This window comes from Peptacetobacter sp. AB800, from assembly GCF_047807365.1.
Lineage (GTDB): Bacteria > Bacillota > Clostridia > Peptostreptococcales > Peptostreptococcaceae > Peptacetobacter.
In genome coordinates this window covers 44,786-65,325 of sequence record NZ_JBLOUI010000002.1, presented here as the reverse complement: position 1 = coordinate 65,325, position 20,540 = coordinate 44,786, and the positions used below count along the sequence as shown (strand labels likewise).

General features: G+C 33.4%; 18 protein-coding genes. 1 reads left to right on the top strand and 17 read right to left on the bottom strand.

Features of this window, described 5'->3' with window-relative positions; translation table 11 throughout:
- Positions 1-31: 31 nt before the first annotated feature.
- The 3 genes from ACK2WN_RS01525 to ACK2WN_RS01515 all read right to left on the bottom strand — a co-directional run bounded on the left by ACK2WN_RS01525 (position 32) and on the right by ACK2WN_RS01515 (position 4,446).
- A complete protein-coding gene (locus ACK2WN_RS01525) occupies positions 32-1,216 on the bottom strand; it encodes a cation diffusion facilitator family transporter (protein ID WP_300529516.1) in 1,185 nt (394 codons plus the stop codon).
- A gap of 1,032 nt (positions 1,217-2,248) precedes the next feature.
- Complete coding sequence (locus tag ACK2WN_RS01520; RefSeq protein ID WP_416154601.1) at positions 2,249-3,598, bottom strand: MATE family efflux transporter; 1,350 nt, start codon at positions 3,596-3,598, stop codon at positions 2,249-2,251.
- Between the two features lie 35 nt (positions 3,599-3,633).
- Positions 3,634-4,446 (bottom strand): hypothetical protein, encoded by an 813-nt coding sequence (locus tag ACK2WN_RS01515; protein WP_201416261.1) that lies wholly within the window; start codon positions 4,444-4,446, stop codon positions 3,634-3,636.
- A 210-nt stretch (positions 4,447-4,656) separates the two neighbouring features.
- Between ACK2WN_RS01515 and ACK2WN_RS01510 the strand changes: the two genes are divergently transcribed.
- Positions 4,657-5,496, top strand: coding sequence for an HAD hydrolase family protein (locus tag ACK2WN_RS01510; RefSeq protein WP_416154642.1), 840 nt, complete (start codon positions 4,657-4,659; stop codon positions 5,494-5,496).
- A gap of 641 nt (positions 5,497-6,137) precedes the next feature.
- On the opposite strand, the gene ACK2WN_RS01505 is transcribed toward ACK2WN_RS01510, so the two are convergent.
- From ACK2WN_RS01505 to ACK2WN_RS01440, 14 genes are all read right to left on the bottom strand, one after another.
- The gene (locus ACK2WN_RS01505) at positions 6,138-6,785 is read right to left on the bottom strand and encodes an Asp/Glu/hydantoin racemase (RefSeq protein WP_300531597.1); all 648 of its coding nucleotides are present in this window, start codon (positions 6,783-6,785) and stop codon (positions 6,138-6,140) included.
- A gap of 92 nt (positions 6,786-6,877) precedes the next feature.
- Positions 6,878-7,711 carry a peroxide stress protein YaaA gene (gene yaaA / locus ACK2WN_RS01500; protein ID WP_300531599.1) on the bottom strand — a complete coding sequence of 278 codons (834 nt, stop codon included), beginning with the start codon at positions 7,709-7,711 and terminating at the stop codon, positions 6,878-6,880.
- Positions 7,712-7,768: 57 nt separating this feature from the next.
- Positions 7,769-8,938 (bottom strand): class I SAM-dependent methyltransferase, encoded by a 1,170-nt coding sequence (locus ACK2WN_RS01495; RefSeq protein WP_300531601.1) that lies wholly within the window; start codon positions 8,936-8,938, stop codon positions 7,769-7,771.
- Positions 8,939-8,971: 33 nt separating this feature from the next.
- The gene (pepD, locus tag ACK2WN_RS01490) at positions 8,972-10,543 is read right to left on the bottom strand and encodes a beta-Ala-His dipeptidase (protein WP_329999247.1); all 1,572 of its coding nucleotides are present in this window, start codon (positions 10,541-10,543) and stop codon (positions 8,972-8,974) included.
- A 96-nt stretch (positions 10,544-10,639) separates the two neighbouring features.
- The gene (locus tag ACK2WN_RS01485) at positions 10,640-11,251 is read right to left on the bottom strand and encodes an HDIG domain-containing metalloprotein (RefSeq protein ID WP_416154600.1); all 612 of its coding nucleotides are present in this window, start codon (positions 11,249-11,251) and stop codon (positions 10,640-10,642) included.
- A gap of 303 nt (positions 11,252-11,554) precedes the next feature.
- Positions 11,555-12,253, bottom strand: coding sequence for a V-type ATP synthase subunit D (locus tag ACK2WN_RS01480; RefSeq protein ID WP_300531186.1), 699 nt, complete (start codon positions 12,251-12,253; stop codon positions 11,555-11,557).
- An 18-nt stretch (positions 12,254-12,271) separates the two neighbouring features.
- A complete protein-coding gene (locus tag ACK2WN_RS01475) occupies positions 12,272-13,666 on the bottom strand; it encodes a V-type ATP synthase subunit B (RefSeq protein WP_300531189.1) in 1,395 nt (464 codons plus the stop codon).
- Positions 13,667-15,436 (bottom strand): V-type ATP synthase subunit A, encoded by a 1,770-nt coding sequence (locus ACK2WN_RS01470; RefSeq protein ID WP_300531192.1) that lies wholly within the window; start codon positions 15,434-15,436, stop codon positions 13,667-13,669.
- Positions 15,437-15,484: 48 nt separating this feature from the next.
- Positions 15,485-15,808, bottom strand: a complete 324-nt coding sequence (locus ACK2WN_RS01465; RefSeq protein ID WP_300531195.1) for a V-type ATP synthase subunit F — start codon at positions 15,806-15,808, stop codon at positions 15,485-15,487.
- Positions 15,801-16,808 carry a V-type ATP synthase subunit C gene (locus tag ACK2WN_RS01460; RefSeq protein WP_050754649.1) on the bottom strand — a complete coding sequence of 336 codons (1,008 nt, stop codon included), beginning with the start codon at positions 16,806-16,808 and terminating at the stop codon, positions 15,801-15,803. The genes ACK2WN_RS01465 and ACK2WN_RS01460 overlap by 8 nt, the downstream gene beginning before the upstream one ends.
- Positions 16,809-16,848: 40 nt before the next feature.
- A complete protein-coding gene (locus tag ACK2WN_RS01455) occupies positions 16,849-17,424 on the bottom strand; it encodes a V-type ATP synthase subunit E (protein ID WP_329998238.1) in 576 nt (191 codons plus the stop codon).
- 33 nt (positions 17,425-17,457) lie between these two features.
- Positions 17,458-17,931: a V-type ATP synthase subunit K gene (locus tag ACK2WN_RS01450; RefSeq protein WP_118549788.1), complete on the bottom strand. Its 474-nt coding sequence runs from the start codon at positions 17,929-17,931 to the stop codon at positions 17,458-17,460.
- Position 17,932: 1 nt separating this feature from the next.
- Positions 17,933-19,918 carry a V-type ATP synthase subunit I gene (locus ACK2WN_RS01445; protein WP_416154599.1) on the bottom strand — a complete coding sequence of 662 codons (1,986 nt, stop codon included), beginning with the start codon at positions 19,916-19,918 and terminating at the stop codon, positions 17,933-17,935.
- Positions 19,905-20,234 carry a hypothetical protein gene (locus ACK2WN_RS01440; RefSeq protein ID WP_300531205.1) on the bottom strand — a complete coding sequence of 110 codons (330 nt, stop codon included), beginning with the start codon at positions 20,232-20,234 and terminating at the stop codon, positions 19,905-19,907. Before ACK2WN_RS01440 ends, ACK2WN_RS01445 begins: the two co-directional genes overlap by 14 nt.
- Positions 20,235-20,540 lie beyond the last annotated feature (306 nt).

Below are 20,540 nucleotides of genomic sequence, written 5' to 3'. Positions count from 1 at the left end.
CTGGTAACTAGGGGGGTATTATTATAATAGTTTAAAAATGTCTTTTTACGTAGTTTTTGTCTACTAATATTACACAATTGTAGTTAGGGTGAAGCTTCTGAACTTCTCCGTTTACCCAATTTTTTAGCTCTTCTTCTTCACTATGTGATAAATCTCCATCTACAACAACGTCGAATACTAGATTTTTCTTATCTCCCTTACCTACTATTCTTAAATCGTGCATAGACTCTATTTTTTCGTTTCTAGCTATTATTCTAGTAAGCTCAGTTCTAGTCTGGATATAATCCTCATCCTCAACCGCTATTGGATCCATGTGTATTACAAGGTGTATGTTTAATTTCTTAGATAAGTCTTTTTCCGCGTCGTCTATTACCTCGTGGATTTCCATTATGTCTATATTGCAAGGCACCTCAGCGTGTACAGAGGCTATACATCTACCAACGCCGTAGTTGTGTATTATTAAATCGTGCACACCTGATATTATGTTGTACTCTAGTAGCCCATTTACTATTGCGTCTACCATCTCAGCATCTGGAGCTTCACCTAAAAGTGGGCTAACAGTTTCTTTTATTAAAGAGAACCCTGCGTATAGTATTATTAATGAAACAACTATACCTACATATCCATCTAGTGGGAATGTTGTAAACTTAGCTATTAAATATGATAATACAACGCATCCTGATGTAAATACGTCACCCATCGCATCTACTGCAACTGCTTTTAATGCAGATGAGTCTATCTTTTCCCCTACATGCTTATTAAATCTTCCAAGCCAGAATTTAACCGCCATAGAACATAAAAGTAATATAAATGGTATTAAACTAAACTGCACTGCTACTGGATTCATTATTCTCTCAAATGATGTCTGTACGAATTTTATACCTACAAACATTACCATAAATGCAACCACTAATGCTGATAAATACTCAAGTCTACCATGTCCAAATGGATGCTCCTCATCAGCTGGCATACTAGCAAGTTTAAATCCTATCATAGTTATCGCTGAAGATGCCATATCTGTGAAGTTGTTGAATGCATCTGCTGTGATCGCTATACTTCCGCTCAAGAACCCTATACTAAACTTTAAAATAAATAAAAGCAGGTTTGATACTATCCCAACTATCCCTGCTACTGTTCCGTATTTGTTTCTTACCTCTTCATTTTCCACATTTTCGCTATTTTTTATAAATTTTTTAATAATTGCTTCTGAAATCAAAATTATCCCTCCCCGTTTTTCATTCTCATTTGATATAATCTTCATCAATTAATTCTTATAAGAATATTGATATTACTTGATTTCATAAATATTTCTATTCCTAATTAAATTTCATATAATATTATAGATATTTTTTATTTTAATTTCAAGCAAAAAAATTCTCACATTTAATATTTTACCACAAAAAAATAAAAAACTGTTCACGCAGCAGAAAGTGATACAGTCTTTTATTTACATAAAATTTATATGGTTAAGTTAGTTGATTACTATGTTGTTTGTCATTACTTTTATTATTTAAGTCTTTTTTAATATTTCTTTTCCTATTACTCTTCAAATTATACTATCTATTTTGCAATATTGCAAGGGTATTTCTATATTTATCAGAAAATTATAAATTCATACTTTTTTAGCTTTATCTCTTTTACTATTTATTTTCTAAAATGGTCAATATGCTTATAACCCACATTTTTCAAAGCTTACAAGCTCATAAACTTATTATTATTTATTTTATTTTTTTTCAGTTTTTTTCTATAATTATGTTTTAGTCTATAAAATATTTATATCATTTCAGTATTTTATGAGTATATTCTATCATTATCGTTCGTTTTTTACAGATGTATAAATTCTTTACATAATAAAGTCATAAAACTTCAAGAGTTTATATAAGTTGTTACTTAGGAATAAAAAAGCTGTTGCAAATTTTGCAGGATCCCTAGACTTAATACAAGTATTCGCTCTCCAGGCTTCAGCGCCCAACCCATTCATATAACACATTTCAATGATGTTGGGCGCTTGCAGAATTGTCGCTTTAGAGCAGTGATTTTTCTTGTTCCAAGTTTTTTCTGTTTTACGCAGTAATTATAATTTAATAAATGTGGCTATTACGGCTTTTGTATATGGTTCTATTTGCTTTGAATAACAAAGAAATCGAACTCGACAATGCAACTTGATTGCCTGGAGAGGAGATTCTTTGTTGTTTAAAGCATAAAAATAGACCATTACAAAAGTGTAATAGCCTATTTATTAATATTTTTATACTAGTTTTCCTTTGCGTTTGTATGTTAGGTATACTGATAGCATTACTATTCCTTTTATTCCCATGCTAAGTGATATACTCACCCAGACACCTGTTAGTCCCATTCCTAATACAGATGATAGTAGTAGTGCCATTGGTATTCTTGCACCTGTAAATATTATACTTACAGCAGATGTTATGTATGTTCTTCCAAGTCCTCTTAGTACACCAGTTACGATTATTTCTAGGCATTGGAATATTTCCCCAAATCCTAGTATCATCAGGTAGTTTGCACCTATTCTTCTTGCTTCTGGCTCGTCTATGAAGAATTTAAAGATAAAGTCTGCTCCAAATACTAGTAGGCACATTGTTAGCGCCCCCCAGAATATTGCAAACATTATTCCAACTTTAGCTCCTTTTTCTATTCTATCAACTTTTCCTGCTCCGTAGTTCTGACCTACAAATGCAGATACAGATGATGCCATACCATCAGCAGTTGTGTATGCAATAGATTCAATTTGGTTTCCGACCTTTTGTACTGCAATCGCTACCGGTCCCCATCTAGCAACTATTACCCCTATGCACATAGAAAATCCTGTAAACATACCACTCTGTATTGCGACTGGTAATCCTAATATGAATAGTTCTTTGTGGTAGCTAAGTTTTATATTTTTGAAATATCTTATTTTAAAGTATATTCCTTCTTTTTTAGCAATTTTGTATATGAATATGAGTGTTGCACAAGCCTGTGCAGTTATTGTGGCAATCGCAGCCCCAGCTACACCCATGCTAGGAACTGGTCCAAACCCTAATATAAGTACTGGATCTAAGAATATATTGACTAATAATCCAGTTGTGTTGATTATAAACGGTGTCTTACTATCTCCCAACCCATTGAAAATTGCTGTAAATACTGGGTTTATGAAGTAAAATACCATTCCAAGTCCTACTATTATAAGGTATGTACTTCCCTGCTGTGTTACGTGTTCATCACCAAGTCTGAACAATTCAATAAGTGGTCGGTTGAAAATTATAAGCACTGCACCAAATAATATCGCAAGCACGATGTTTATTTCTATCGCTGCCTTTATGTAAGCTCTTGTTTCGTCTAGGTTGTGGTCTCCCATACTCTGTGCAACCTTTACCTCTCCGCCAACTCTCGATATTGCTATAAATGCTAGTGCTAGCCAAGTGTAAAATCCTGCTGTTCCAACTGCTGCAACTGCAGAACTTCCTGCTCTACCAACCCAAAGCATGTCGACTACATTGTAGCCTATGTTTATAAAAGATGTTCCCATAATTGGAAGCGCCAACCTTATAAGCTTGTCGGCAATTCTTCCCTCAGTTAAGTCAAGTCTCCCTGCCATAGCTCCTCCTTTTTCTTTTCTCTAAATTTCCCTATTTATTCTACATTGAAGTTGTATATTTTTTCAAGTAAGTCTAGTTTGTATTTTAAATCATCCCTAGCTTGCTGCTCTATCTTTAATTCATTCTTTAAAGCTTCTTTTTGCTCTTCAACTTTTTTCAAATTGAATACTAAATCTTCCATTTCAAAGACCTTTTCTCTTCTTTCAAGTGCCGCTTGCATTACCTCGTCTGCAATGGCTCTTCTTATTCTTTCTATTTCTTTGACCATTGTTTTTTCGTCTAGGTTTTCTTCTTTTTCACATGACGCATCTAAAATATTTTCTAGCATCCTCATTTTTCCGTAATTATCGTCTATAAATGCATCCAACGCTCTTTCAAGTATCATAATAGATTTTTCATCTGATTTTTTGTTTAATACCGGATGAAGTTTCAATGTAAGTAGCTTCATGCTGTCTTTCATTCTTTCCTTTTCTCTAGTGTTTAATCTATCTCTTTTTAAAAAGTCATTTGCCTTCTGTATCCGAGATTTTTTATTTTCTATTATCTCTAAAAGTCCAAGCTGCTCAGACTCAGCAATTTTCCTTATTTTATCCTCGTCTATGTCCTTATTTGCCTTCATATATTCATTTGCCAGCTCAAGCTTTCTCAGAAGCATTCTTCTATCCACCTCTGTTTTAAGTATTGCTAGCTCGTACATTCCAAAGTGTGACTGGTATGTAGATTTTATGAGTACCTCTTTTTTTATTACATTTTCCGCTCTATCAAGGACAGCTTCTGCAAAATCCTCTTTTACTGACTGATATTCTTTTCTTAGATTTATTATTCTATCTATATTTAATACGTTCATATAGCCATCCTTTCTCTAATTTTTAAATATTTCTTAGTTTTCATTTCCCTTTAATTAATATAATAGAACAAAAAAGAAATAAAATAAATACTTCTACAAAAAAAATGACTTCTACAATTTTCTTTAATCAAATTCTCTGTAATTTTCTAGCTTTTGAGATTTGTATTAATCAATTTTTTACATTTAATGGATATTATTTTTTTGAATTTTGTGGTACCATTTCTTTATAGCAAAAATTATTTTAAGGTGGTGATTATTATTAGTACTAATGAAAAATTTGTTAAGAAGTATTTCTTCTTTGACATAGACGGAACTCTTTCTACAGGTTTCCCAGAACCATATGTTCCAGAGTCTACAAGAAGAACATTAGAAAAATTAGAGGAAAATGGTCATTTTTTAGCCATTGCAACAGGTAGAAGTCACGCAAAGGCAGTTGAGCTTTTAGACGAGCTTGGGTTTGACAATATGGTCAGCGACGGCGGAAATGGTATAACTATAAATAGAAAGCTTTTACATATCGAGCCTCTTAATAAGGAGAATTGTATTGCCCTTTTAAAAGAAGCCGATAGTAGAAACATCCCTTGGGGTATTTCTATAGACAATTCAAAGACTAGATACACTAGAAACGACGATTTTGTAAATGTTACAGAGGACGTTTATATGGAAACTATTGTCGATCCTGATTTAGATATAGAAAAGATAGACACATACTACAAGCTTTACATAGCTTGTAAACCTGAGGAAGACGATACTCTTGTCGCTCTTAAAAATCTTCCTTTTGTAAGATTCCACGATGCATACTTATTTGTTGAGCCAGATGATAAATCTGTTGGAATAAAGGCAGTTATGGACCATTTTGGCGCTCCATACAAAGATGTCGTAGTATTTGGAGATCAGAAAAACGACTTAAAAATGTTTAGAGATGAATGGACTTCAATCGCTATGGGAAATGCGATTGACGAATTAAAAGAAAAAGCTGACTTTGTAACTAAAAATGCTGACGATGACGGAATAGAATATGCGTGCAAGCATTTTGGTTGGATAGATTAATAAAATAAGGCTGTTGCAATTTTGCAATAGCTTTTTTGTTTATAATCAGTTATAAATTTTCTATATGTTTAAGAGTGGTTAAATCAAAATTTATAGGTTAATATCTCTCGGGGATTGAAGTCATAGACAAACTTCTCTCCAGGCTTCGACGTGCGTGCAGGTAAAGTATTTTGTTGTAATTAAAATGCACGTCTGCAGATTGTCGAGTGCGTTTTGTCTATGACCTTCAATCTAGCAAGTTAGTTATTATTCCTATAAATTTTGATTTAACACACTCTTTACAATATAGTAAATTTATAAAAAATTATTTCTCAAAAAAGCTAATTACAAAATTAAACAACCTAACTTTTTATTAATCTCGCAACTAAAATGCTACTATTCTCATCAAATATAATAAAATTATTTTAATATTATCTTCTATCCTCACTATTATTGCTTATCTATATTTACTTACTTCAAACAGTTTTAATTTTCTTCTTCAAAATTTTAGGTTGAAGAGTATAAAAGATGAGAGCAAGGTTTTGTAACTGCTAATCATGCGACTATCTGCAGACGTGCAGCATTTTTTCAACAATGCTTTTTAATTACACCACGTCGAAGCCAGGAGCCGAGTAGCAGTTACAAACCTTGCTCTTTATTTTTTAGTATTCAATTAAAATTTTATGCATTGTTTCTGATGGGTTTATTATTTCCAGTTCAGTGCATTTTTTTAGTTCTTTTTCAAAGTAAGGGAAGTGCGTGCATCCAAGTATTATCGCTTCAACTCTGTTTTTTTCAAAGAATTCAACTGCCAAGTCTAGGTGGTTGTCGGCTATTATGTCTTGAGCTTGTTTTTTAGCTTCTACATCTAGTACGACAGGAAGTATTCCTATTCCTATGACATTGCAGTTTTTGTTTTTTTCTACTATTGTTCTCTCTATTCCCGCAAGCCCCTGATTGTTAGCTGCAAATACACCTACTGAGTTGTAGTCCACAGCTATTTTTTTGTACGCATCCATTGGCGTTACTATTACGATGTTTTCTTCTTTTGATAGTTTTTCCATGTCAACTGCTGAGCTTAGGGAGTTGCAGTATACAAATATTTTTTTTATTCCACATTCTTTTATTTTATTTATTATTTTTTTCATTTCCAATTCTTTTGTTTCCTGTGGCATTGCTTGGAATTTTGTCTGCTCAACAGGGTTTTCAGATACTGGAAATTCCTCAGTTTCTAGTCCTTTTTTTTGCAAAAACTCCGCACCCATAAGTGTGTCTATAGGAGTTCCGGCTATTACCGCTATTTTTTCCATAGTTTTCCTCTTTTTCCTCTAACTTTTTTATTTTTTCTTTTTTTTAGTTTATCTGTACTTAATTCTAGTTTAACTTTTATTTTTAGTTTCATTTAATCAACCTTCTTTACAAATACAATCTCTTTTTCTGTAGATTCATTTTCAGAGTAGGTAAATCCATCTATATCAAAAGCTTTCACACCATCTATGTCGTCGATTTTGTTTTCGGCGATATATTTAACCATATGTCCTCTAGCTTTTTTAGATGCTGTAGACTCAACTTTTAATTTTCCTGCTTTTTCCACCTTAAATGTGCATGTAATCAGGTCTATTTTTGATTTAGCTTTCTTGTCATTGAAGTATTTTTCAACAGTTTTGCTGTATTCTTTTGATGCCAAATTTAGCACCACACCTTCTCCACCTAAGTCTTCTGCTATATTTCCTGCGATACTTCCATCCCAGAATGAGTATAGATTTGCCTTGTCATTAACTTTTATTTTAGTCTGCATTTCAAGTCTGTACTCATCAATCATGTCAAATGGTCTAAGTACTCCATAAAGTCCACTTATTATTCTTAGATGATCGTTTAAAAATTCTATCCCATCTTTTGATATACTTTCTGGAGCTATACTTTTGTACTGTATTCCATCGTAGGCAAATATAGCTGGTGTTTTTCCTGTGAATTTAGGATTTTCTTTGCCATCTTTAGCATTTTTACAGCAAGATATAGGTTTCATTCTCTGAAATCTACAGTAGTTTAACTGGGCTAGGTTTTCTTTTATTTTCATTATTGCCCGTATTTCCTCAGTTATGTACTCCTTCATATGAGCAAGTACCTCGTTTGATTTTTCGTAAAGTCTTGGGCAGCTTAGCTCCCCTTCGTCAATTAATTCTTTCCAGTCTTCAGATTTTCTCATATTTTTGGCTGGAGATATTATTGTTATCATTTTTTCCACCCTTTTCCTTTTTTTAGAATTTTTAATTATGATTTTCTGATTTTTAAACTATATTAAACCATCCTCTTTTAGAAGTCTGTATAGTGTCTGATCAAAGTTAAATTCTTTAACTAGATTATCTACTTCTTTTAGCGCTTTTTCTCTTTTTTCTTTTGATATGTTTGATTTTACTGCTCTTACTAAGATATTTTTAGGAGAGTGAGCTATGTCTATAAATTCAAGTAGCTGAGTTTTGTATCCCACGCTTTCAAGTAGGTTGGCTCTTATGGCGTCTGTCATAAGTGCTGCCACTCTTTCCTGTATTATCCCATAGTTTGTAAGGATTGATAAATCTTCTGAATTCATCTGTGCATTTAATTCATGCTGACAACATGGCACTGAGAATATCATCTTAGTGTTCCATTTTATAGCATTGTAAAGTGCGTAATCTGTTGCTGTGTCACAAGCGTGAAGTGTGATTACCATATCTACTTTGTTGTTGTATTTATATCCATTTATATCTCCAAGCTCGAAGTGAAGATTTTCGTAGTTATATCTTTTTGCTATTTCGTTACATTTTTTTATGACATCTTCTTTTAAATCAAGGCCTATCATTTTTACGTTTATTTTCTTTATTTCTACAAAGTAGTAGTAAAGTACAAATGTTAGGTAAGATTTTCCACATCCAAAGTCTAGTATTGTTAGTTCTTTGTAGTCATTTTTCCTTATTTCATGGTCTATTAATTCTATGAATTTGTTTATTTGTTTGTATTTATCGTACTTAGATTTGACTACTTTCCCATCTTTTGTGAATACTCCAAGGTCAACTAGTGCAGGTACATCCATACCTTCTTTGATTATGTATTCTTTTTCTTTGTTGTGTGATTTTGACCGTTTAGCTTTAGACGCGTTGTTTCCGCCTTTTTTTCCAAAGAATACTTTTCCTTTTTTAGATATTTTGATGTTGAAGTTTTCATCTTCTGACCAAGCGTCTAGCTGTTTGAAGTCCTCTTCCATAAATTCAAATATTTTAGCTTCTAAGTTAGCTATTTCTATATTTTCATGGAATACCTGCTTCTCTGTAAATTTTTCCACCTGATAGAATTCTCTTCCCTTAGCTTCTTTTAGGTTTATGTTTATTTTTTTATATTCCACATCTTTATTTTTTCTATTGCTTATAACTATTTTATACGGCTTTGAGTTTGATATTTCTCTTATAGCATTTTTTAATTCTTCCACAATTATTTCTCCTTTTTGTTTTTTTGTAATCCTCTATTTTTCAAGAAAATCTACTAATGCATACCAGATTTTTAAAGCTGATATTATGTCTAGTTTTTCTTCTGGCGTGTGTATGTCTAGCATATTTGGACCTATTGATATTGCATCCACACCTTCTACGCCATCTACAAAAAATCCAACTTCTAGTCCAGAGTGTACTGCTAATTCTTGAGATTTTCTTCCGAATATTTTTTCTATGCTTTCGTTGAATGATTTTCTAACTTCTGATTTTGGATTGAATTTCCATCCAGGATATGAGTATTTTATTTCTAGCTCTATTTTTAGAGATTTTGAAAGTTCTTCCATATCCGCTTTTATTTCTTCTATTCTTTTTTCTTCACAACTTCTGCACTCGTTGACTATTATTATTTCGTCTTCTAAACTATTTATTGTTCCAACATTGTCAGAGGCTTCCACCAATCCTTCTATGTCTTCACTCATCGTTAGTGCGCCATTTTTGAATTTTTCAATCCAAGATATTACTCTTTCTTTGGCATTTTTTTCTATTACTTTCTGTTCTAGGCAATCTACTTTTTCTGCTTCTATTTTTTCTAATTCTATTTTTATTCTAGTTTCTGATTTTACGTATTCTTTTATTATATTTTCTTGTGCTTTTTGAACAGTAGACATAGCTTTTTCTATGTTTTTTTCTTCTACAAGCACTATAGTTTCAGATTTTGAAGGGATTACGTTTGGAGCTTCTCCTGATTTTATAGATACAAGTTCAAATTTTATTTTATCTCCTTCAAGATATTCTAATACTTTAGCTACCAATTTTATCGCATTTGCTCTACCTAAGTGTATGTCAGAACCAGAATGCCCACCTTTTAATCCAGATATTTTTATTTTGCAAGCTACTGGATTTTCTAGTTTTGAATTTACTCTTTCAAATTTTATTCTGTTTTCAAATGCCATTCCACCAGCACAGCTTACAATCATCACATTTTCGTCTTCTGAGTCTATGTTTAATAGCGTTTTAGATTTTAGTTTACTCATGTCTAAATTCTCAGCACCTATAAAACTTCCCTCTTCATCTGATGTAAATACACATTCTAGCGTTGGATGTTTGATGTCTTTGTTGTCCATTATGCTCATCATATATGCAACTGCAATTCCATCATCACCACCAAAAGTTGTACCCCTTGCTCTTAACATTCCATTTTCTGTGTATAATTCTAGTGGATCTGTGTCAAAGTTATGCACATTTCCACCTTCTTTTACACAAACCATGTCAGTATGTCCCTGTATCATTATAGAATTTCTGTCTTCCATCCCCTCAGATGCTGGCACATACACGATAAGATTATTAAATTCATCCCGATAAGTTTTGTATCCTCTATCTTCTGCAAATTTTTTAATAAAATCTCTTATTTCCTTTTCTTTACCAGAATTTCTAGGTATGTCTGAAATCATTTTGAAGCATTCATATGTCTTGTACTCCATATTTTCAGATTTTAGGTATTCCACTAAAGAATTTACAGTTGATATTTTTTCAATCTGAGCTTTAAATTCCTGTGAGTTTAATTTGTTTTTTATGCTATCCATATTTAATTTTGTATTCGACATATTAACACCTCGATTTCTATATATTTTATTTACTATACATTTTAACTACTATAGTATTTAATGCTATTACTATCAGTTAATTTATCTAGTAGTTACTTAATTGCCATCATCTACTCCCTGGAAAAACCTAATTATATTTCCCAGGTAATATTTTTTATCTACACACGTATCACTTGAATAATTTTCATTATGATGATTTCTCACAATCTCTAAGAAAACATTATCCTCGTTTATTTCTTTTAATATCTCGTAGCTATACTCTGAATGATTATAGTAACATTGGATCTTCTTTAAATTTATATTTCTAAGCTTTCCACTAGTCAATTTATTCAGTATAACTATTATAGATTTATCTATTATATTGATTCTCTGTCTGCTCTTTCCCACATCGTGAAGCAAGCCAGCCTTTACAAGCATTGCTTTATTTTCCACAAGTTCATCACATACGGGCAATATTATATCTCTATCTAATATTTCCCCATTTGTGAGTGTATAACCGCTCTCAAAGTCATTTTCTTTTTCAACTTCATCTATTATACACTCTATCTCACGAGCAACTCTCACACTGTGTTTCTGCTCAGACTTTGAAATAGTATTAAAAACTTCATACTCTCTATCATCTAACTTTGACTTTACGTATTCGTAATCATCTTCATTAATTCTATCAGTTAAATTCATTACAAACTGTCTTACTCTCTTAGGAAGCATAATTTTCCTTCTTTCTTCTCTTGGACTTACTATTTATCTTTTTATTCTCTATAAAGTTTAACTTTTTCCTCTTTTTCATTACATTTCGCTTCTTTTTAATTATACCATATCGAGTTTTTATCTTCATTATAATGGCACACAAATATATATCTCTTTCTATTCTTCTAAACATTTAACTATACATCTTCCTCACTCTTAAAAAACAAATAATAGAATTAATCTGGCTGTTGGCAAATTTTACAACAAAGCCTTTTTATTCTCACAAAAAAAGGCTGTTGCAAAATTGCAACAGCCTGATTAATTCTATTGATGTGTTTCTTTATACTCATTATACATAGCTTCATCTTGAGCTCTTTTTTCTTCAATAGCTTCGTTAAGAACCATATCCTTAACTTTCATTAGTCTTGTCTGATTTCCTCTTTCATTTTCGTCAAGTTTCATTGTTATGTATTTGATAGTTTCCTGAAGCTGAGGTATCATTACATATTCAAGTGCATTAACACGACGTCTTGTTTTTTCGATTTCATCAGCAAGTAGATTTGCTTCTTTTTCCATAGCTGCTAGCTTTAGCATTACTGGGAACACCCTAGATAATTCACTTATAGCTGCATCTAGTTCTCCTGAAGTTGTTGCAAATCCATATGAGTATATATCTGTAACGTCATTTGTAGTTGTTTCAAAGTCAAATACTGGTACATCAACACTCATTACGTTCTTTTTGTCAACATTAACTATTACACCCTGTTTTGGATACATAAGTGCTTCTTCAACGGCTTGTGATGACATTACAGCATTTGCTATACTGAAGTTCTGATAAACACCGCTTATCATTATTTCAACTTCTTCACGTAAAACCTTATTTTCTCTTGCTAAATCTAAGAAAGTTTTCATTAGCTCATCACGTTTGTCTTTTAGAAGTTTATGTCCTCTACTGGCAACACTCAGACGCTTTTTTAAAGAAGCAAGTACCATTCTGGTAGGATTTACATTTAGTCTTGCCATAGCCTACTCCCCCTTCTTTTATTTAGCATCTGGATCATATGTTTCTTCAGGGTAGTATTTTTCTATGTTAGCATCTTTTATACGTTTTAACTCACTCTTAGGAAGTATAGTTAATAATTTCCATCCTATTTCAAGAGTTTCTTCTATAGATCTATTAGTTTCATATCCCTGATTTACATATTCCATTTCAAAAGCATCGGCAAATTTTGCATACTTTTTATCTATGTTTGTAAGTGCAGCTTCACCAAGTATTGACATAAGCTCTTTAGCTTCTTTACCACGAGCATATGCAGCGAATAACTGGTTCATTGTATCTGCATGGTCTTCTCTAGTTTTTCCTTTACCTATACCTTTGTCTTTTAGACGAGATAGTGAAGGAAGTACGTTTATTGGTGGTGTAACACCTTTACGATAAAGTTCACGAGAAAGTATTATCTGTCCTTCTGTGATGTATCCAGTTAAGTCTGGTATTGGATGAGTTTTATCATCTTCTGGCATTGTTAATATAGGTATCATTGTTATTGAACCTTCACAACCCATTTTTCTACCAGCTCTTTCATACATTGTAGCAAGGTCAGTATATAGGTATCCTGGATATCCTCTTCTACCTGGAACTTCTTTTCTTGCTGCAGATACTTCACGAAGAGCTTCTGCATAGTTTGTTATATCTGTTAATATTACTAGTACGTGCATATGTTTTTCAAATGCAAGATATTCAGCAGCTGTTAACGCCATACGTGGAGTAGATATACGTTCAACAGCAGGGTCATTTGCTAAGTTCATGAATAGAACTGTTCTATCTATAGCACCAGTTCTTTTGAAGTCAGATACGAAGTAATCTGCTTCTTCGTATGTTATACCCATTGCAGCGAATACAACTGCGAAGTTAGATTCACTGTTAAGAACCTGAGCCTGTCTAGCTATCTGAGATGCTAGTTCTGCATGAGGAAGACCTGATCCTGAGAATATAGGAAGTTTCTGTCCTCTAACTAATGTATTTAGTCCATCTATTGCAGATACACCAGTCTGTATGAATTCAGACGGATAGTCACGAGCTGCAGGGTTCATAGGTAACCCATTTATATCTAATTTCATTTCTGGTATTATGTCTGGTCCACCATCTTTTGGTCTACCCATACCATCAAATACTCTACCTAACATTTCTTCTGATACAGCAAGTTCCATACCATGTCCAAGGAATCTTACTTTACTGTCAGCTAGGTTTATACCTGCTGAGTTTTCGAATAACTGAACAAGAGCATTATTTCCATTAACTTCTAGTACTTTACATCTTCTTTTTTCACCAGAAGGAAGTTCTATTTCTCCAAGTTCGTCATATGTTACGCCTTCTACGTCTTTAACAAGCATCAGTGGTCCAGCCACTTCTGCAATAGTCTTATACTCTTTTATCAATTACTCCACCTCCTTAGCTGTTAAGTCTGCTAAGCAACTTACCATTTCTTCATCTATTGCTGCGTAAACTTCATTTACGTCTTTTTCTTCTACGTATTTAAATCTTCCTATTTTTTCTCTTACTGGAAGTTCTACTAATTTATCAAAATCAGCTCCGTTTGCTATTGCTTCTGCACTTCTGCTGTAGAATAACATTATTAATCTTAATAATAGGAACTGTTTGTTTAGTGAAGAGTATGTATCTACATCGTGGAAAGCATTCTGATGTAAGTAGTCTTCACGTATTGTTCTTGCTATTTCAAGTTTTAATCTATCTGAGTATGAAAGTGCATCCACACCAACTAGCTGTACTATTTCCTGAAGTTCTGCTTCTTCCTGAAGTAACTTCATAGCGTCTGCTCTATTTGTTGACCAGTATTTATTAACGTTTTTGTCAAACCATTTGTTTAATCTGTCTACATATAGAGAATAACTTGATAACCAGTTTATAGCTGGGAAGTGACGTTTGTAAGCAAGGTCACTATCTAGTCCCCAGAATACTTTTACTATACGAAGAGTAGCCTGAGAAACTGGTTCAGAAGTATCCCCACCTGGAGGTGAAACAGCACCTATTGCAGATAGTGCACCTTCTCTTCCTTCTGTTCCTAAGCTTACTACTCTACCAGCTCTTTCATAGAACTGAGCTAGACGAGATCCTAGGTATGCTGGGTAACCTTCTTCACCTGGCATTTCTTCAAGACGTCCTGACATTTCACGAAGAGCTTCGGCCCATCTTGATGTAGAGTCTGCCATAAGTGCTACTGAGTATCCCATATCTCTGAAGTATTCTGCTATTGTTATACCTGTATATATAGATGCTTCACGAGCTGCAACCGGCATATCTGAAGTATTAGCTATAAGTATAGTTCTCTTCATTAGTGATTCACCAGTTTTAGGGTCCTGAAGTTCTGGGAACTCACGAAGAACGTCTGTCATTTCATTTCCACGTTCACCACAACCTATATAAACAACTATTTCTGCGTCTGCCCATTTAGCAAGCTGATGCTGAACAACTGTTTTACCACTTCCGAAAGGTCCCGGTACAGCTGCAACCCCACCTTTTGCTATAGGGAACATTGTATCTATAACTCTCTGACCAGTAACTAGAGGCATATCTGGAACTAGTTTTTCTTTGTAAGGTCTTGCAACCCTAACTGGCCATTTCTGCATCATTGTTAATTCTTTTTCTGATCCATCTTCAAGAGTAAGAACACAAACTGTTTCTTCTACAGTGAATTCACCAGATTTTATTTCTTTAACAGTACCTTTTACTCCTACAGGAACCATTATTCTATGTTCTACAACAACAGTTTCCTGAACTGTACCTATTATATCTCCAGTCTGTACAGCGTCACCAACAGATACTTTAGGAACAAATTCCCATTTTTTATCTCTGTCTATTGCTGAAACGTCTATACCTCTTGATATATTAGATCCTGCAACTTCCACCATTTTTTCTAGTGGACGCTGGATACCGTCGTACATATTTTCTATAAGTCCTGGTCCAAGTTCAACACTTAGAGGAGCGTGAGTTGATACAACTTTTGTTCCTGGTCCAAGACCTGCTGTTTCTTCATATACCTGAATAGATGCTTTATCTCCACGCATCTCGATTATTTCACCTATAAGTCCCTCATCTGAGACACGAACCACGTCAAACATGTTGGCTTCTTGCATACCTTCAGCAACAACAAGTGGTCCAGATACTTTAACTACTTTTCCTTGGCTCATTTTATCACCGTTTCTTTCTATATTAATTAAAATTAATAATTTGTTTTCTTACTTATCTCCGAAAAGAATATCAGCTCCAACTGCTTTTTCTACATTCTTTTTAACTCCTGCTATTCCTATACCTAAGCTTCCGTCAACTCCTGGTATTGGGATTATAGCTGGTGTTATTAGTGATTTATAGCTGTCTATTTCTTCTATCATATCTTTGCATAGACCTTCTGTTATGTAGATAATAGCGAAATTCTCTTCAGTTACAAGCTGATGTAGAATTTTTTTAGCTTCGTCTGAGTTCATACAAGGGTATGTATCAAGTCCAACAGCTTTGAATCCTACAACACTATCTCTGTCACCTATTACTCCTATTCTATACATAACTTACTCTCAGCCTTTCTCTTATTCTATCTGATGGAAGTCCAGCTAACTTACCAGCCATTATTATTCTAGCTGCTTTTATTTCGTTTTCTTTAGCTAATATATAGCCAACTATTGCTTCTATTCCAAAAGATTTATATCTTGAATCTTTTACATATTCCATCAAACGATTATCACATAATTTTTCAAGCATTGTGAAACTGCCACTTTCTTTAAGCATTGGAATACTTTCAGCTAGGACATCTGATAGTCCATAAGAAACTAGCTTTTCAGCAAATGTTTCAAGCTGTTCATCGTATCCAGCTATAAAGAATTTTTCTGTTATATTTCCACCTTCTATAAACACTTTAGAGAAGAAGTCCCAAGACTTATTCATTCTTCTCATTCTAACAAATATTCTTAAATTAATAGTATCTATTAGAAGTTTTACATATCCTTTTAAATATGCATTTTCTGATTTTTCCGCAAGTCTTATCATATCTTTATAGCATGCTTTATCAAGAATTATATCTACTTGCTGAGGATCCTTAGTTCTTCCGAATACATCAAGAACTTCTTCTATAGCATCCTTCATTTCTGTAGACATTCCAACGAAGTCTCTTTCTCTTACCATATTAACAAGATCTTTAGTATCTATACTTCCACTTCCCATAAAGAATGGTTCAGGATCTGTTCCTAAAAATTCTGCTTTTAATATAACCTTTATATTATGGTAGTCTGACTGATATAAAAATATGTTAAAGTACTCAGGATCGTGAACTATTGATTTAACAAATTCGTAAGTTCTTTTGTGTTCCCGTGTTAAGAGCACTTCGAAATCCTGTGGTTTCACATCCGGAATAGCTCCACCGTACTCCATTTCTGTAAGTACTTTTAATGCTTCTTCCGGATTTTTACTTTCAACCATTTTTTCGATTTTGTCGTGGCTAAGCATATTTTTTTCTCCGCTTCTTACACAGGCAGTGGCAAATACGTAATCTCTATCGTTAATCTTTGCCAAATCAATCAATCCCCTTTCTTTAAAGTGGATAAGCCTTGTATTATTCGAACAATGCCTTTACCACATCAGGTGTTATTTCTTCTTTTATATCTTCAATTATAGATTCTATAGTAGCAGTTATTTCAACTTTACCAGCTACAACTTTGAATCCTCCACTAGCATTTATTGTTTTTTCTGATAATTTAAAATCATTTCCTTTTTCATTTGCCAGAACAACTACTTTTTCTCCAACAGCTTCAGCGTCTTTAGCATTGAAAAGAACTTCTCCACATTTAACACCTATGTCAGATAAAGTATCTGCTAGAAACTCTATGTATTTTTCTTCGTCCATATTGTGGACTTCTGCAACTGCTCTTTCGAAACATTCATTAACTGCATCCTGTTTAGCTTTTAGAAGCATTTTTCTTGTTTCAAGCTGAGCAAGTGAATTTCTTCTGCTGAACACTTTTTCTGATTCAGCTTTTATTTTGTTCTGGACATTTAAAAGTATTTTATCTGCATCGGCCTGTGCCTTAGCTATTATTTCTTCTTCCTGTTTTCTTGCTTCAGCAACAGCATTATCTGCATATCCCTGAGCTTCAGAAAGTATTTTTTCTGTTATTTTTTCAATACTCATTATATCCACATCCTTAAACTGTTACTGTTGTTATTATAAAGCTATTGCGTTTAACATTAAGAAAGATACTAGTAATGCTAATACGGCATATGTTTCAACCATTGCTGCATATATCATACCTTTTGCTAATTCTTCTGGTTTTCTAGCTATAAGCATTATACCAGCTGCTGCTGCTTTCCCCTGAGCTATAGCTGAGAATACACCAACTATTCCTATAGGTGCTGCTGCTGCTAATATTGCTGCACCCTGTGCAACTGTTAAATCTGCTATTCCACTTCCACCCATAAGACCTATTTTAAGCATTATGATGAAAGCTATTAATAATCCATATATACCCTGAGTACCTGGTAGAGCCTGCATGATTAGTGTCTGACCGAATTTTTTAGGGTCTTCTGCCACTACTCCTGCTGCTGCTTCCCCAGCTATACCTACACCTATCGCACTTCCTATACCTGCTATTGCTGCTAATGATGCTCCTAAAATTGCTAACATTGTACCGATTGACATATTAATCTTCCTCCTTAACTATGTCGACATATTTTGTCTTTTTATCAAATGGTTCAAACGCTGTTCCTCCGCCTTTGTAGAATTTTCCGAAGAATTCAACGTACTGTAGTCTGCTGGCGTGAACGAAACTTCCTAATGCATTTATTGCTAAGTTGAATAAATGTCCAAATACCGCAACTACTATTAATAATATAGATCCTTTTATTCCTCCGCCTGCTAAGCTACCCATTGTATTTATAACCTGAGCTATAACTCCAGTAGCAAGACCTAAGGCAAGAAGTCTTGAGTATGAAAGAATATCAGCTAAATAAGAAGTTATATCGTATAAGCTTCCTAAACCGCCTGTAATCTTTCCGAATATTCCTTTTTTCTGTCTTCCTCCTGTTAGAAGGATACCTACAACACCTATGATTGACATATATTTACCTGCTGTAGCAAATGCTGGTCCTATATTTCCACCTACACCAAATAGAACTAAACCTACTAAAAGTACATACCATAAACCTATATCAAATAATGCATCTAGAGGTTTACCGTCTCTTATTAGCATATATGCCTGTATTCCCATACCTAGGAATAAATGTATACCACCTAGTATGAATGAGAATATTAATAATTTCATAGGGTCATTTACTGGGTTAAACCATAGTGGCTTGATTACAAAGTTGTCTATTCCAAAGAATGTCTTAGCTGCAACTGTTGGTAAATCTCCAAACCAACCACCAAATAGTGCTCCCCAAATTGCTGTTGAAATACCACACCAGAAGAACATATTTATAAGTTTTTTCATCATTCCCTCTAGTCTGAATTTCTTAGATATTATAAAGCATCCAACTGCCATTATTATTCCGTATGCTGCATCACTTAGCATCATACCGAAGAATATAAAGTAGAATGGTGCTAACCATTTTGTAGGGTCTATTTCATTGTATTCAGGTAATGCGTAAAGATTTGTTATTGCTTCGAATGGATATATAGCTCCTGTATTGTGTAGTAATACTGGTGCTTCTTCTCCTTCTGGAATTTCATTAAATTCGTAATAACATTCATTTTCTTCTAGCACTCTCTGAACGCTTTTTTCTGCCGCTGCCGGCATATATCCGTCAAAATAGAAAGAAGCTTCTGTTTTTAAAAGCCTATTTCTTATCTGATTTCTATCTTTTTCTATAACAGTATCGTCGTATAAACATTCTACTTTCTTGATTTCTCCAGTCATAGAAGTTATATTTGCCTCTACTGCTTCTTTTTCTTTTGCTATTTCAGCAAGCTCTTTTTCATAGCTTCCTGTTATTTCAGCTGGTGTTCCGTACATGTTTGAGAATGTAACTTTGTTAAATCCAAACTGTCTAACACAATCTAAAACAAGTTCGATATCATCTTTTAGAGCTATTATAGATAAGTAATGTTGATCTGCATCGCTTCCGATAAGTCTAAATACTGTTCTATCTGTAGCTTCCTCTACAGCAGCTCTCATAGCTTCTATCTCTGTTACGCTAGGAACAACCCCCATTAGAATTTCAGTACTTTCTGTTTCCCTCAATTCAACAGGTATATCATAAGAAAGCCATGGCTTTAATGAAACCATATTAGTTTCTATTTTATTTTCTTGTCCTTTCAGATTCACAAGACTATTGTAAAGCTTATAAACCTTTTCTACTGTATCTTGGATAGATTCTCTATCCTCCATAACCTTTTTAAATTCTCTCTTTGTAATAGCTCTTCTAGTCTTTATAAGAGGCCCTTTAGATTTGTCGTACTGATTAAGTGTATCTAGTACTGTAGAAATCTTCTGAAGCTCTGAATCAATTCTACTTACTTCATCTTCATTGCCGTCTTTTACAACTATATTAGCCCATTCTTCATCAAGAAGTTTTTGATCCTGTGCACTTAATTCAACTACCCCAAGATCCATTAAATGTTTTATAAGCTCTTCTTTATTGTTGCTCAGTCCTATGACAGAAAGTTTTTTCATCTTAACAATTGACATTAGACTTCACAATCCTTTCTAGAACAACCTTTACTCCAGCTTGAATGTTTTTTTCAGCTTCTGATAAAATCACTCTGCTTTTTTCTGATGTTTGTTCAATAGTATCATCATATACCTTGCCAGCTTCAACTTCAGCATTGCTTATTGCTAGATTGTATTCAGCATCTGCCTTGTCTTCTGCTTCAAGCACTATCTGTGATGCTCTTTTATTTGCATCAGCTACGATTTGTTTTGCTTCCTGAACTCCATCTTTTTTAATTTTATCGGCCTGTTCTTCTGCTTCATTGATAACTTTTATTAATTCAATAGATGACATCTCTTCACCACCTGTCTTTTTGAAATTGGCCAAACTTTTTATAATATTCTTAGATTATATTTATTATATTTTTATTTTACGATTTTGTCAATTTCATAAATTTAACTTTTTGCATTGTTTTTTAGTTTATTTTTCAATTTTCTAATTTATTTTGCATAATCATTTTTCATTTCTATCGTTTTGAAATTAATTTGAATACGTTTTTCATTTTTAAGTCAGATAATAATTTTTCCCATAAAATTTTTATTATGCATAGAATTTTTATATAGTTTTTATCTGTATTCATTGAAATATCAATTCTTATTT